This window comes from Actinoplanes sp. NPDC049668, assembly GCF_044465445.1.
Lineage (GTDB): Bacteria > Actinomycetota > Actinomycetes > Mycobacteriales > Micromonosporaceae > Actinoplanes.
Genome location: NZ_JBITLR010000013.1, coordinates 1 through 12,526, shown reverse-complemented (window position 1 = coordinate 12,526; position 12,526 = coordinate 1). Strand labels below are relative to the sequence as shown.

The 12,526-nt window shown below is 67.8% G+C and carries 15 protein-coding genes; 8 read left to right on the top strand and 7 right to left on the bottom strand.

Features of this window, described 5'->3' with window-relative positions:
* Positions 1 to 18: 18 nt before the first annotated feature.
* The 5 genes from ACIBSW_RS39610 to ACIBSW_RS39590 all read left to right on the top strand — a co-directional run bounded on the left by ACIBSW_RS39610 (position 19) and on the right by ACIBSW_RS39590 (position 3,303).
* Positions 19 to 1,104, top strand: a complete 1,086-nt coding sequence (locus ACIBSW_RS39610) for a hypothetical protein (protein WP_354721310.1) — start codon at positions 19 to 21, stop codon at positions 1,102 to 1,104.
* An 11-nt stretch (positions 1,105 to 1,115) separates the two neighbouring features.
* Positions 1,116 to 1,937: a TIGR04222 domain-containing membrane protein gene (locus tag ACIBSW_RS39605; protein ID WP_354721308.1), complete on the top strand. Its 822-nt coding sequence runs from the start codon at positions 1,116 to 1,118 to the stop codon at positions 1,935 to 1,937.
* 162 nt (positions 1,938 to 2,099) lie between these two features.
* Positions 2,100 to 2,750 carry an IS5 family transposase gene (locus ACIBSW_RS39600; protein ID WP_354721306.1) on the top strand — a complete coding sequence of 217 codons (651 nt, stop codon included), beginning with the start codon at positions 2,100 to 2,102 and terminating at the stop codon, positions 2,748 to 2,750.
* Positions 2,751 to 2,801: 51 nt separating this feature from the next.
* Positions 2,802 to 3,119 carry a hypothetical protein gene (locus ACIBSW_RS39595; RefSeq protein WP_354721413.1) on the top strand — a complete coding sequence of 106 codons (318 nt, stop codon included), beginning with the start codon at positions 2,802 to 2,804 and terminating at the stop codon, positions 3,117 to 3,119.
* Between the two features lie 13 nt (positions 3,120 to 3,132).
* Positions 3,133 to 3,303 carry a hypothetical protein gene (locus ACIBSW_RS39590; RefSeq protein WP_354721405.1) on the top strand — a complete coding sequence of 57 codons (171 nt, stop codon included), beginning with the start codon at positions 3,133 to 3,135 and terminating at the stop codon, positions 3,301 to 3,303.
* 24 nt (positions 3,304 to 3,327) lie between these two features.
* Here the strand turns inward: ACIBSW_RS39590 and ACIBSW_RS39585 are convergent, their stop codons facing one another.
* The 4 genes from ACIBSW_RS39585 to ACIBSW_RS39570 all read right to left on the bottom strand — a co-directional run bounded on the left by ACIBSW_RS39585 (position 3,328) and on the right by ACIBSW_RS39570 (position 6,400).
* On the bottom strand, positions 3,328 to 3,735 hold the full coding sequence (locus ACIBSW_RS39585) for a hypothetical protein (protein WP_354721304.1): 408 nt from the start codon (positions 3,733 to 3,735) through the stop codon (positions 3,328 to 3,330).
* Positions 3,736 to 3,745: 10 nt separating this feature from the next.
* Positions 3,746 to 4,576, bottom strand: coding sequence for an IS5 family transposase (locus ACIBSW_RS39580; protein ID WP_354721303.1), 831 nt, complete (start codon positions 4,574 to 4,576; stop codon positions 3,746 to 3,748).
* A gap of 358 nt (positions 4,577 to 4,934) precedes the next feature.
* Positions 4,935 to 5,822 (bottom strand): aminoglycoside phosphotransferase, encoded by an 888-nt coding sequence (locus tag ACIBSW_RS39575; protein ID WP_404799604.1) that lies wholly within the window; start codon positions 5,820 to 5,822, stop codon positions 4,935 to 4,937.
* On the bottom strand, positions 5,819 to 6,400 hold the full coding sequence (locus ACIBSW_RS39570) for a metal-dependent phosphohydrolase (protein ID WP_354721299.1): 582 nt from the start codon (positions 6,398 to 6,400) through the stop codon (positions 5,819 to 5,821). The genes ACIBSW_RS39575 and ACIBSW_RS39570 overlap by 4 nt, the downstream gene beginning before the upstream one ends.
* Before the next feature lie 38 nt (positions 6,401 to 6,438).
* On the opposite strand from ACIBSW_RS39570, the gene ACIBSW_RS39565 reads away from it, so the two are divergent.
* On the top strand, positions 6,439 to 6,894 hold the full coding sequence (locus ACIBSW_RS39565) for a hypothetical protein (RefSeq protein WP_354721403.1): 456 nt from the start codon (positions 6,439 to 6,441) through the stop codon (positions 6,892 to 6,894).
* On the opposite strand, the gene ACIBSW_RS39560 is transcribed toward ACIBSW_RS39565, so the two are convergent.
* Entirely contained in the window at positions 6,891 to 7,475 is a 585-nt protein-coding gene (locus ACIBSW_RS39560; protein ID WP_354721297.1) for a hypothetical protein, read from the bottom strand. The genes ACIBSW_RS39565 and ACIBSW_RS39560 overlap by 4 nt on opposite strands.
* 127 nt (positions 7,476 to 7,602) lie before the next feature.
* On the opposite strand from ACIBSW_RS39560, the gene ACIBSW_RS39555 reads away from it, so the two are divergent.
* Complete coding sequence (locus ACIBSW_RS39555; RefSeq protein ID WP_354721295.1) at positions 7,603 to 8,985, top strand: helix-turn-helix transcriptional regulator; 1,383 nt, start codon at positions 7,603 to 7,605, stop codon at positions 8,983 to 8,985.
* 45 nt (positions 8,986 to 9,030) lie between these two features.
* On the opposite strand, the gene ACIBSW_RS39550 is transcribed toward ACIBSW_RS39555, so the two are convergent.
* Entirely contained in the window at positions 9,031 to 9,948 is a 918-nt protein-coding gene (locus ACIBSW_RS39550) for an aminoglycoside phosphotransferase family protein (protein ID WP_354721294.1), read from the bottom strand.
* Complete coding sequence (locus ACIBSW_RS39545; RefSeq protein WP_354721292.1) at positions 9,945 to 11,246, bottom strand: transcriptional regulator; 1,302 nt, start codon at positions 11,244 to 11,246, stop codon at positions 9,945 to 9,947. The genes ACIBSW_RS39550 and ACIBSW_RS39545 overlap by 4 nt, the downstream gene beginning before the upstream one ends.
* A gap of 396 nt (positions 11,247 to 11,642) precedes the next feature.
* Here ACIBSW_RS39545 and ACIBSW_RS39540 point away from each other — a divergent pair, with 396 nt between their 5' ends.
* On the top strand, positions 11,643 to 11,957 hold the full coding sequence (locus tag ACIBSW_RS39540) for a hypothetical protein (protein WP_354721290.1): 315 nt from the start codon (positions 11,643 to 11,645) through the stop codon (positions 11,955 to 11,957).
* The last annotated feature ends 569 nt before the right edge of the window (positions 11,958 to 12,526 follow it).

Here is a 12,526-nt window from a genome sequence, read left to right as displayed (position 1 = left end):
TCCCGTTGGGAGGCATGAGTGAGCGGCGGTATCTCCCTGCAGTCGCTTGAGGCTCGCATGCTCAGCGCCGAGCTGCGCGGCGACGAGCAGGGCCGGCGCGAGTTGGACGCCCTGGATCCGAGTGACGAGAGCGGCTGGGCTGAGGTCATGCCGGTCGCGGTCGCGATGGCCGCGCAGCGGCGGTTCGGACCGCATGATCTGCGGCTGATCACGGTTTTCGTGCGGCGGTTCCTCGCTAGGGATCCACACGGGGTCTTCTCCGCCGCCGATGTCGAGGCGGTGCTGCGCGGTGTGCTGGGTGAGGAACTGCTGTTCAACTCCGTCGATCGTGCGACCTGCGGTGAGATCATGTATGCCCTGTTGTTCGCGCTGGTCGACGAGCTCGAGCTCAGCGACGAGCAGGCCGACGGTCTACTGGTCGCCGCCGAGCGGCGGGTGGCGGCGGAGTATCGCGGCGTGGAGGTGCCTCCGGAAGGGCCGCCGGACGCGCCGGTGATCACCCGCGGTACGCGTCGGCGCACGAGGCGGCCGTACCTCGGCGGTGACGTTTCCATGCCCGCGGCACCGGAAACGCCGAAACCAGCCCGCGGCGCTTTGGGCCGTGTGTTCGGCGGACGCAAGTCCCGGCCGGCGCGGCCCGGTCGCGGCGCCCGGAACACCTCGCCCTCGACGTTGGCCGGGCGTTTCTTTAGCGCTGCCATGCTTCGGCACAGCGAGGAACGCATACGCCTGTCGGCGATTCTTCACGAGTCGGGCAGCGACGATGTCACGCGCCTGGGTAGGGTCGTATTTGCCGTCGCCGTGCACATCCAGTTCCGTCCTGATTCTCACTTGCGTGAGATCAGCGACCTGATCGCGGCGGCGCACGGCTACTATTCCGATCTGGATCTCATGGCCACGGAGTACATGGTCCGCGCGGCCCTCGGTGAGGACGTCCCCGAGCCGGATCTGACCGTCGATGACGAGATGCTGATCAGGATGCTGGTACTCGGAACCCTCGCCGACCTGTGGAAGCGCGATGAGCCTGCGGTCAACGCGATGATCGTCCAGGCGGAGGCGAATCTCGTAGAGGCCGGCGGTTCACTCGCGCCCGCCGGAAGTTGACGTACCTCTCCATGGCAGCAGAACGATACGAGGCTTGGGTGATTCTGTCGGCCTACGCGGCGCTCGCGGTTGCCGTCCTGGCCGTCTCCGCGGGTGCGCGATGGTGGCTGCGGCGCGGCGCTGGCCGAGACGAGTCCTGGACGGCGATGGAGGTCGCCTACCTCAACGGCGGTCTCAGGCTCGCCGGTTACGCCTGCATCGCTGAGCTGCATCGGCTCGGGATCGTCCGCGCCGCAGCGTCCGCGAACCTGATCGCCGTCAGGCCGTCGGCTGGCCTGCCCGAGCGTGCGCCGAGGCTGCTGAGCGCCGTCCGGAACGCTCTGCGACAGCCACACTCCTGGCAGACGCTGACGCTTGACGCCGATGTTCGCCGCGTCGGCGCGGCGCTGGGTACGAGGCTGGTGAAGCGGGGCTGGATACTGTCGGCCGCGCGGCAGAAGAGGCTGCGCCTCCTTCGCATACCGGGTCTGCTGGTCGTCGGCTGGTGCCTGGTCTGGCTGGTGATTCTGGCGATGGACTTCTCGGCACCAGGCCATGCCACGCTGGTGCTCGGACTCGGCGTGATCGCGCTGTCCCTGGGCGTGGCCACGGTCGTGGTGTCCGATGTCCCACCGGCTACCCGTGCGGGCAAAGCGGTGCTGCGGCGGGCCCGCCATGACCTCAAGGACCGCACGGACGGCGCATCGCTGATGGCCCGGGTCGCCGTGTTCGGCGAGCCGGTGATGTGGAAGGCCGACCCGGAGTTCGCGAAGCACGCTCAGGCCGAGTCAGGCAAGCTGACAGCCCATCCGCGATTCTTTGACAAACCGCATGACAGGTTCTATTACCGCTAAGACCCTGGTAAATAAGGGGGTCCCGGGCGGCGGGCGTAGGTCGGAGATCGATACCTGTGCGTCCGGGCGGCGTGGCCGCGTGACATGAAGAAGGGCCTTCGGTACGAGCAAAGGTGACTAAACCAGCAGCCCGACTCCGAAGGCCTACCCTGTCTGTATTCCTTGTGCCGGGACCGCCGCGTCGGCCACCCCGGCCGCTCTCAACGAGCACCTACCCACCGCCCGACCCCGGCATTACCCCTCCGACACAGCGACGCCGAATGGGCCGTACTCGCCCCGCACGTGCCCGCCGGGACGGGACGGGGACGCCCGATCATCTACCCCCGTCGCGACATCGTCGACGCGATCCGCTACCTCGACCGGACCGGCTGCCAATGGGACGCGCTGCCCGCGGACTTCCCGCACCCGAAGCTGGTCTACCACTACTTCAAGGCCTGGACCTGCGACGGCACCCTCAACCGGATGCACAACCACCTCCGCGAACGCGTCGAAGGCCGCGACCGGCACCCACCGCCGCCCTCATGGACTCCCAATCGATCCGCGGCGCGGAACCGTCGGCCGCTCCTGCCGCGGCTACGACGCCGGCAAGAAGTGAACGGCCGCAAGCGTCACATCACGGTCGACACCTGCGGGCTGCTCCTCGCGATCCTGGTCACCGGCGCCGGAGTGCAGGACCGTGACGGCGCCCGATCACTGCTCTGGGCGGTGCACGCCTGCTTCCCCGGCATCCGGCTGGTCTGGGCCGACTCCGGCTACACCGGCCAACTCGTCGGCTGGGCCTGTACCGCTCGAAAACAGGGTTTCGGGGTTTGACCTGCGGTTCTGTGCGTTGCCGGTCACTGGTCGGGAGGCAGGCTGTCCGGCATGGTCGTGTCGTTCGGATACCTGGTGCTGCGACAAGTGCTGCAGTTGATCGTGTTGGGCCTGCGTGGCGAGCGGGCGAACGAAGTCGAGATCCTGGTCCTGCGCCACCAGGTCGCGGTCCTGCGTCGTCAGGTCCAACGTCTTGATCTGGAACCGAACGACCGGGCGGTTCTCGGCGTTGTCCCGGCTGCTGCCGCGGCCGCGGTGGGCCACGTTCCTCGTCACCCCGGCCACCCTGCTGCGCTGGCACCGCACCCTGAACGCCAGGAAATGGACCTTTCCCCGGCGCCGGCCGGGTCGCCCGCCGGTCCAGGCTGAGATTCGGGCGCTGGTGCTGCGCCTGGCGAAGGAGAATCCGAGCTGGGGCCACCGCAGGATCCAGGGCGAACTGGTCGGGTTGGGCCACCGGGTGGCGGCCAGCACCGTGTGGTCCATCCTGACCAAGGCCGGGGTGGATCCCGCACCCCGCGGCGCACCGGGCCGACCTGGACGCAGTTCCTGAGCGCTCAGAGGTCGGTTCGTGAGATTAGGTCCTTTTCTGGATCAGAGTGAATATCCCGGGCTGTGTCTCGACGGCGATTTCGCGGGTGACCAGGCGTTTCAGTTTCGCGCGGGTGCCTTCAACGTGTTTCGGTAGCGGTTCGATGCCGAGGGCGAGACAGATGTCCTTGGCGCGCATCCCGGCGTTCGCGGTGCCGAGCACGGCGAGGATCTGCTGGTAGGCGGAGCTGATCACCGTCGGGTCGTCGGCGGTGAACTCGGTCGCGGCGAGGCTGCGCAGGGTGGTGCGGGTGGTCGCGAGGTCGGCCAGCTCACGATCGATGCGGGTGAGTTCGGTGGACAGCAGCGCGATCTGCTCGCGGAGCCGATCAACGGTCGCAGCTGCGGCGGCTTCGCGTTCGGTGATCAGGCCGAGGATCGTTTCGAGATGCACCGGCGGGCCCCTATCCGTGTCGCCAGGTCGGGGTGCTGGTGCCGGTCAACCTGCGGGCCATGTTCGCCATCGACGCCCACAACGTGCGCGACACGCTCGATTCGGGCCGGCTCTCGTACTCGCGCACGAGGCGGCGGTGCAGCATCAGGGTGCCGTAGACCTGCTCGACGATCCACCGCTTCTTCACCGGCACGAACCCAGGCAGGGTGTCGGATCGCTTGACGACCTCGACGTCGATGCCCAGGACCGCGCCGTGCACACCGACGTCCTGCTTGAACCCGGCGTCGACCCAGGCCACGGTCACCGTCGGCGTGTGCTGCGCGACCTTGTCCAGCAGTCGGATGCCGATCGCGTTGTCGGTCACCGACGCCGCGGTCACGACCACGGCGATGATCAAACCCAGGGCGTCCACGGCCAGGCCGCGCTTGCGGCCCGGCACCTTCTTGCCCGCGTCCTTGCCGGTGGTGGCGGCCGGGACGTGGTTCGCCGCGCGGATCGACTGGGTGTCCACCGCGACCGCGCTCGGATCTTCGGCCCGGCCGGCTTTCTCCCGCGTCTGGCAGCGCAGCAGGTCATGGATGGTCTGGTCGGTGCCGTCGTCACGCCACAACGCGAAGTAGTAGTAGGTCACCGGCTTCTGCGGCAGGTCATGCGGCAGATACGCCCACTGGCAGCCGGTCCGGTTCTGGTACAAGATCGCGTTCACGATCTCCCGTAGATCCTGCTCGCCCTGGCGGCCCGCGACCGAGACACGCGTGGCCCGCCACGCGTCCAGGAGCGGTCCGATCAACGCCCACTGCTCGTCGGTCACGTCGCCGGGGTACGGCTTTCGATCACCCATGCCAACCCAACGTCGCAGCTAACGACCCGGTCGCGACTGGCATTCACCTTTCACGCCATCGAGTGATCACTATCCATGGCGAACCCACAGAACGATCTCCAAACGGACCCAACGCATAGATCAACCCTAAGGATCTCGAACCGCCCTCTCAGAGAGACCGCCGACGGCCTCATCGTGGCCGGTTTCGGCTACGGCATCTTCGTCTACCAGGCCCCAAGCCCGGCAGCAGCCTGCGCCTGATCCGCTGGGACGCTTCTGCGTGAACCTCTTGGGCCTTGACGGTTTCAGCGTCCGACACAGCTCATGCCGCCGACAGGTCGGCCGTGGCACGGTGGATGCACGTCTCCTGCCGCCAGCGTCAATGCGTAAAGTAGTGCAGCGCATTGACGAGTTGATGTTGGGCGCTCGTTAGGTCCGAGGCGCTGCGGTGGTTTTCGAGGTGCCAGATCGCTGAGTGCACGCGGTGCCAGCCGAGCGCCCATACTTCGGCGGTCAGACCGCCGCGGTTGGCGGTTGCGCTGGTGGGCCCGCCTGCTTGCACGTACTGGTGGATGAGGTGCCGCATGGCGGCGGGTTGGGGCTGGGTGTTGCTGCCGAAGTGTGCGGCGAGGTCGAGCAGGCCAGGTCCGGTGTAGGCCACGGCGAGGTCGAGCAACATGACGCGGCTGGCGGTGACGTGCACGGCGCTGGGGTGCAGTTCTCCGTGGCACAGCCCGAATGGTGGCAGTTGCGCGCCGGCCGTTCGGTCGGGTGTTCGTTCGGCGATCTGCCTCAGTAGGCGCCGGATCGCGTCGAGTTTCCCGGGGTGTTTGCGGGCGATGCGATCGAGCGCCGCGGTGCCGCGGTGCGGGAGTTCGCTCAGCCCGGTTTCGTTCAGCAGGTCACCGTGGCTTGTATGCGCGCCGTAGCGGTGCAGGCGGGCCGCTGCGTAGGCGGTGTCGCTGGAGTCTGCTGGGCGGATGGCCGGGCCGAGGTCTTCCATGAGCAGGTACGCGGTGTCGGCGTGGGTGCAGGTGGCTTGCAGGGTCGGCACGGGTGCACCTGCCCGGCCGGCGGCGGTGAGGGCGTTCGCCTCGGCCGGGAACATGGATGCGTCGGTGCGTTTGAGGATCGCTGTGGAACCGTGGGGCAGTATAAGCCGCTCCACGACCGAGTACGGGCCGACGGCGATCGTCTCGCGCCTGAGCGCGTCAGCCTGGCAGGCGCCTACACAGCGGTCCGGGACGGGCGCGGTGCGGCGCATCACGTTCGGGTTCGGAACGCTGCCATCGCGGCGTCGATCTGGTCTAGCGACGAGGCGAGGTCTGCGGACAGAGTGGCGGGGACGACTCCGACGCCGGCCTGCTGGTAGCGCCGGAAGTAGCCGAGCAGGCAGATCATGCCGGTCTTCGCGCCGAAGAAGCCGGCCATGTCGCCGCTGGTGTGAGCTCGGTGAAGATTGCTGCGAAACGCGACGGCCTGGTCGGCGGTCGACAGCATCAACAGGGTCACGTCGCCGGTGCTGATCCGCGGGTTCGGGGTGTCCAGCGACTGGTGCTCGGCGTGCAGGTCGATGACGAGTTGGGCGACCCGCCCACCGTAGGTCTCGGTCAGGTAGTTGGACAGGTCGAGATCGTCTGGGGCGCACTCGGGCGCGTCGTGTAGCAGTGCCGCAGCGACGACCTCCGGGGAGGCGTCCGGGGTGTGCTGGACGACCTCGTAGGCGACGGCGGCGGCGTGCCGCAGTGCGGGGCGCTCCTCGATCAGGTGCCCGGCACACCACGCGCGGGCTTCGGTGAGCGCGGCGTCGACGAGGGGGTGTCGCGGCGGGGACAATACGGTCATCGGTCGCTCCCGGGGGACGTTCTACGATGGGTGTCGTGATGCCGCCGCAACCGTGCTGGGCCGACGACACGTGTGGGGTCTGCCCTGGGCAGAGCCTCGGACCCGGCGGCTTCGACGTGGTGGCGCGCCCGGGCTATCAGTTCCCGTTCCGCCCGGAGCTGGGCTACCGGGCGACTCCGGACGGCACGCCGATCTGCGTGCATCCGTATCGAGTGGGGATGCCGGTGGGTGCGTACGCCTCAGGTGGTGTCCCGGTGCCGGACCTGGACGGCCCGGCACCGGACCCTTCACCGGTGGCCTTGGAGATGCCTGAGCACCTGGACGACCTGGCGGCGTGGCTGGTGGCCGTGCTGAGAATCGCCGACAGCGACGAACTGTTCCGGGCGGCGGGCCGCGCCGAGCGGCAGGCCCTCGAACGGTTCCCGGCCAAGGAAGTCGTCAAGGCGATGCGGCACACGCTGTCGCGGGAGTTGCCCCGCCGCTCGCGTGTCTAGGCGGGAACGGTGGCCTCGTCGAAGGAGTGCTCGTGCCGGCGGCCGAAGCCGTCGATGCCGATCGAGTCGTACAACTTGACGAGAATCGCCAACCGGCGGCTGACCTCGTCGGATGTCAGCCAGTACCGGGTGGGCTGCGGACCCCAGCCCGCAGCCGCATAGTAAGCGTCCGTTTCGCAGCCCCTGGAGTAGGTGAACTCCTCCAGCTCGGTGGCGTGCACGAACCGGATACCCAGGTCCTGCTGGATCGCGGTCATGACGTTCCACTGCGCAAGGATCGCGTGGATCATCTCGTCGACCGGGGCGGGTACCAGCAACTCGGCGCGGACCTCGTCACCGGTCATCTCGTAGACCGCCGCCTTGATCGCGAGTACGCGCAGGCCCTCGACGGCCAGCGGCGGCGCGTCGCTCTCGAGGTCCCAGTTGGAGATCGTCGCGTACCCGGTGGTGGTGAACCAGCAGCTGGTGTACTTCAGCGACGACTCGGTCAGGCGGGTGTGCAGCGGATGCTTCTCGATCGCCTGGAGGATCTGTGCGGCCCGGGCGCCGACGGCCTGAGCGTCGAGTGGGGTGGTCGACATGGTCGATCTCCTTCTTGGTTGCGGACGGTGAACCCTGACCAGGTCAGCGTCGCCCGGTCGGTGACGGCTTGAGAAGGAGGTTGGTGTTGCGGCAACATCGACGGCAACGGATCCGGGGAGCGGTCGAATGGATACCGACAGCGATGCCGTACGGCACGTCTTCGGCGTGGTCCTGCATCGCCTGCGCACCGACGCCGGGCTGAGCCTGCGCGGCCTCGCAGCAATAGCGCGCTACGACTTCACCCGGCTCTGCCGTGCCGAGCGGGGCGAGCATCTGCCCGCGCCCGAATGGGTCAAAGGCATCGACGACGCGCTGCACGCGAGCGGTCTGCTGATGACACTGCGCTCACTCGCACCGGAGCGCACACCAGCCCCGAAGGGTCGAAGGACCCTTCCGCTCGTCGGGTTGCACGTCGATGATGGCGGGAGCGATAGCGTGACCTTGGAAATGCGGACACCGGACGGGAGGACGGTGCGAGTGGCAATTTCCCGCCGCGAGTTCGCCGAGCTGGTGGCCGGCGGAATGCTACGCGCGGTGCTGCCCGGCGGGGTCATCGACGCTGAGCAGGCCGACCGGGTCGCCAAGGTCCTCACCGAACAGCACCGGATCGACCCCCAGGTCCTCGGCTATTTCGGACGCCTGCTCGACGAGCACTTCACCGCGGACAAGATGATGGGTCCCCGGCAACTGATCGGCACGACCCTCGCCCAGCTACAGGTCCTCGACCGGCTGCGCAGCAACGCGAGACCCGGGACCACGGGGCCGTTGCTGCGGCTACTCGCGCAGTACGCGGAGTTCGCCGGCTGGCTGCACCAGGACCTCGGTGACACGACAGCCGCCCGCTACTGGTCGGATCGAGCGAGCCAGTGGGCGCAGGCCACCGGCGACTACGCCATGGTCTCCTATCTGCTCGTGCGTAAGTCCAACATCGCCCTGCTCGATCAGGACGCCCGTGAGGTGATCGAACTGGCAACGGCAGCTCGTAAGGTGCCGGGCGCCCTCAACCCACGCCTGCTCGCCCTCGCGGCGCAGCAGGAAGCGCGGGGATGGGCGCTCTACGGCGACGCAAACCGGTTCCAGCAGGAACTGGAGACCGCGGCTACGTTGCTGCGCGAGCATCCCGGCGACGACGATCCTGACGCTCCGGTCTACCTGCACCAATACGGCCTCGACGTGTTGGAGGAGCAATCCGCCAGCGGCTACCGCGCCTGCGGTCACGCCGCGACCGCAGTCCGGATCCTCGAGGACAAAATCCGAGTAACAGATGCGCATCTCCAGCGCGATCAAGGGCACCTGCTCGCCAAACTCGCCAACACCGTGCTGGCAACACGGGAGCCGGAACCCGACCGGGCGATCGTGTTGGGTCTGCGAAGCGCTTCGGCAGCTCAGCTCACCGGTTCCGCCCGCATCGGCCAGGAACTGCGGACTCTCGACGGCATGCTCGCCCGGCGCTGGCCCAATCTGGCGGGCCGGCAGGAGCTCCACGACATGGTCGCCGCGCTCGCCTGACGCTCCGATAGGGCTGACACACAGCGATGCTTGGGGCTGCTCAGATCAGGCGGCTCGGACGTAGGTGGACCATCGGGTCGTCTGGTCCCCGCTGCGGTAGGTGTTCATCCGTGCTTGCCATTGCGGACGGAGTACCGCACGGCTGCCGAGCACTGGAACCAGGCTGGCCACCAGCTTCAACTCCCGCAGGCGCCGTAGGACCGGGAATCCCGGCCAGCTGATTACGTCGAAGTCGTACTCACGGGCCATGTCGCTGTAGTCGTCGCCGGGGTAGTCGAAGCGAAGCTTGCCGACCGCGAGGGGGACGAGGTCCCACTCCCGCGGGCCGTCGCAGCTGGAGTCGAAGTCGCAAATCACCGCGCCGGTGGCGCCGTCGATGACGTTACCCATGAACGCGTCACCGTGGATCGGTCCTGTCGGTAGCTCGTATGACAGGCCGGCGAGTTGTTCCTCGACCCGGTCGCATTCGGCACGGAGGTAGGCCACGTCGTCAGCGTCGACACCATCCGGTTCGGTCAGCCGACTGCGGATCTCCGCCACAGGGTCCCAGGTCGGGAGGCCGCCCTCAGGCGGGTTCAGCGCGTGCCACTGTTGCAGGATCGCGGCCAGGTCGGCGCCGGTCGGTGGAGGGCCGCCGCCGGGGATCTTGTCCCATAGCGTGATGTTCAAACCGTCGATGACCAGGGGTTGGTCTAGGTCGAGAAGCCGGACCGCCGGTACGCCACCGTCATCAAGCCATCGGGCGACCTTAATGATCTTCTCGACTTGAGCGGTCATCGTCGCCGATGCCGCGATCCGCACGACAACGTGAGCGTGGGGAAGGGTATAGACGGCGTTGTTGGTGAACTTGATCAGTTGGGCACCGGTCACGTCGATGCCAGTGATCGCCTCGACGCCCTCGAGCGCCGTGCGCAGTCGTTCATCGGTGATCCGCCCGCTTGGCGGTGAATTCCTGCTCGTCATCCCCCTCGTAGGGTAGCAATGCAATGGGCGAGTGCTGTGGCGCCCTCGTCTTCGGGGTGTGCCTCTGCCGCGAGCTGTAGCGGTCTGAGCCGGTCGATGGTTCGCACCGATCTCACCTGCTCGGCAAGCAAGACGGTGCGGTCGCCGTCGCCGACTCCACCGGCGACATCGCCGTTGTTCAGCTTCGTGGCGCTCAGCGCGGTCAACTCGAAGATCGTGCTGCGGGCTGTCTTTCCACCGCGGGCGTTGATGCTGGTGGTCAGGTGGGTGACCGCCTTGTCAGCGCTTTTGTCGCCGGGAAGCAGGCTGTAGACCATCCCCGTGAGGGCGGACAGGTCGGCTGCGCCGAAGAACGCCACCCATGCGGGAAGGCTGCCCTCCCCGCGGACGAACTCGTCCTCCGCCCGGCCGAGGGCGCTGACCGCCTTGGCGTTGTTGCCCATGATGGCGTGGGTCCAGGCGAGGTTCGCGTGCAACATCGCCACGGTGAGCGGGTCGTCGGCGTCCTGCGCGGCGAGCTGCCCGAGTTGGAAGAATCGCAGTGATTGGCTTAGGAACCCTTGGTGCAGGTGGACCCGGCCCTGCCGGTAGAGGACATTCGCCGCCAGGGACAGGTTGTCGGTTTCCTTGGCCTGTTCCAGCGCCAGCGAGAAGTGCAGTCGGGCGGTGCTGTGCAGGCCGACGTCGAATGATGTCCACCCGGCCAGGTTGTGTAGGTCGGCGACGGCGAGGTGAAGCCGTCGCCTGACTTCGTCGGTGCAGTCCGAGCGCATCATCGCGCGAGCGTGCCCGGTCTGGGCGATGACCGCCTCGCGGCATGCGCCGCCGCCGTTCTGGTAGTCCACTGCTCGTAGGACGCGGGTCAGATGCTCCAGGTAGTCGACGTCGGTGTCGCCGATTCGGTCGGGGACAGGCGTGCGGGGTTCGGTGAGTGGCTGCCACCAGCGGGCGGTATCCGGCAGCGAGGTGCCCATCATCACCTCGGCGGCGTGCCGGAGCGCGGCGTGGATCTCCTCGGCCTCGTCGAGCGTGGTGACCCCAGTCGTGAGCGCGTCCTCCGTTGGGGTGTGTTCGTCGTGGTCGTAGCTGCCCAGGCCCATGTAGCCGCGGGGGATCCGCAGACCGTCGGCGATGCGCAGCAGGACCGAATAGGCGAGCACTTCTCTGCCACCCATGATGTCGGAGATCTCCGACTGGGACTGCCGGGTCAGCTCGCCGATGTTGCGTTGGGAGTAGCCACAGCTTTTCAGCTTGCGGAAGACGAATGCCAGGTCGTGAGTTCGCAGGGCGAGCCGCATCTCTGGGGTCTCCCATGTCGCCAGCGGGGGTGGACCGCCGTCGAATCGGCTCGTGTTCACGGGCGCTCCGTACCGTCAGGATGCGTTGCCGAAGAGTAACCCCCGTTGGTCGTGGACGGAACGGGTGATCGGTCGGGCCGATCACCCGGACCGATTAGGGGAAAGATCGGCGTTGGTGATCGTCTTCACGGCTTTGCCGGCCCGTTGCAGAGTGGCACTTTCGTCCTCGTTGGCGGATGTCAGATATCCGCCCATGCTCTTGCTGGAGCGAGGCGAGAAATGTTTCAACGACATCCTGAGGTGCTCGGTTTCGGACCCGACGGTCCCGGCTTCTTGTCGGCTGAAAGCCATGGTCGGGCAGTTGGGGGCAGAGGCTACTTCGGTGGCGTGCCACCGTTGCCAGAGGCCCTGTTGTGGTCGGCGGTCGGCGACCTCGATGTGATCGAGCGACTCGGCAGGCATGCGCACCAGGTGCGAATCCCGGTCTGGACGTGCGTCCGCTGTGAGTTGGCATGGCCGTGCACCTCTGCCCGACGTGACCTGCTCGTCGACCTTGGCTGGCACAAGGTGGCGATCTACAGCGCCGTGCTGATGGAACGCGCAGCCAAGGATCTCACCTCGCTCACCCCGAAAGTCCTTTGGCACCGGTTTCTCGAATGGACCGAACCGCCTGAGGATGTCCGCGACTTGCTGTTGAAGCCAACCGGCTGAGGCTGCCGGTATGGAATTGCTCCCGGCCGTGGCGTCAAGCGTGCTTGCTGGCGCTGCGTCCAGGCCTCACCACCTGACCGACCCGCACCCCGGAACACCCGATCGGTCAGGTCGCGGTGGAGGGCCGGGCGTACCTCGTACGTCGCCACGGGTCGCTGCGCCCGGCTCCCACTCCTCATCTCCGTACCGCCCGCGACCCACAAGGAGGCACCGTCATGCACCCCACCTCCGCCGACGACTTTGAACCCCTCGGGGGCCCTCGAAGGGTGGCGACGGACCTGACCTATCCGCGACGGACACGCGGCCGGCCGCTACCCGAGGGCCAGGCCGGCGCCCGCCACGCGGCCGATGACGCCGTCTCGTCGGACGTGCAGCCCGCGGTCTCGCAGACTGGTGACCCGTGGCCGGCCGATTGGCCCAGCCGCTACGGCGTCCAGCCGGCGCGCCCAGCTGCGCCGCGCTTTCCGGAACCGCCGGTGCGAGCGCCGCAACCTTCCGTGTATCCCGCTTCGTCCAGCCACCTCGAGCCACCGCCACAGGCATGTCTGCCGTCCGGGCAGCCCTCGGCG

Excerpts from the sequence above, each read along its gene's own strand:
- ACIBSW_RS39605 (WP_354721308.1), top strand. The coding sequence starts at position 1,116 with ATGGCAGCAGAACGATACGAGGCTTGGGTGATTCTGTCGGCCTACGCG.
- ACIBSW_RS39595 (WP_354721413.1), top strand. The coding sequence starts at position 2,802 with ATGGTCGTGTCGTTCGGATACCTGGTGCTGCGACAAGTGCTGCAGTTG.
- ACIBSW_RS39580 (WP_354721303.1), bottom strand. The coding sequence starts at position 4,576 with ATGGGTGATCGAAAGCCGTACCCCGGCGACGTGACCGACGAGCAGTGG.
- ACIBSW_RS39570 (WP_354721299.1), bottom strand. The coding sequence starts at position 6,400 with ATGACCGTATTGTCCCCGCCGCGACACCCCCTCGTCGACGCCGCGCTC.
- ACIBSW_RS39565 (WP_354721403.1), top strand. The coding sequence starts at position 6,439 with ATGCCGCCGCAACCGTGCTGGGCCGACGACACGTGTGGGGTCTGCCCT.
- ACIBSW_RS39560 (WP_354721297.1), bottom strand. The coding sequence starts at position 7,475 with ATGTCGACCACCCCACTCGACGCTCAGGCCGTCGGCGCCCGGGCCGCA.
- ACIBSW_RS39555 (WP_354721295.1), top strand. The coding sequence starts at position 7,603 with ATGGATACCGACAGCGATGCCGTACGGCACGTCTTCGGCGTGGTCCTG.
- ACIBSW_RS39550 (WP_354721294.1), bottom strand. The coding sequence starts at position 9,948 with ATGACGAGCAGGAATTCACCGCCAAGCGGGCGGATCACCGATGAACGA.
- ACIBSW_RS39545 (WP_354721292.1), bottom strand. The coding sequence starts at position 11,246 with ATGCGGCTCGCCCTGCGAACTCACGACCTGGCATTCGTCTTCCGCAAG.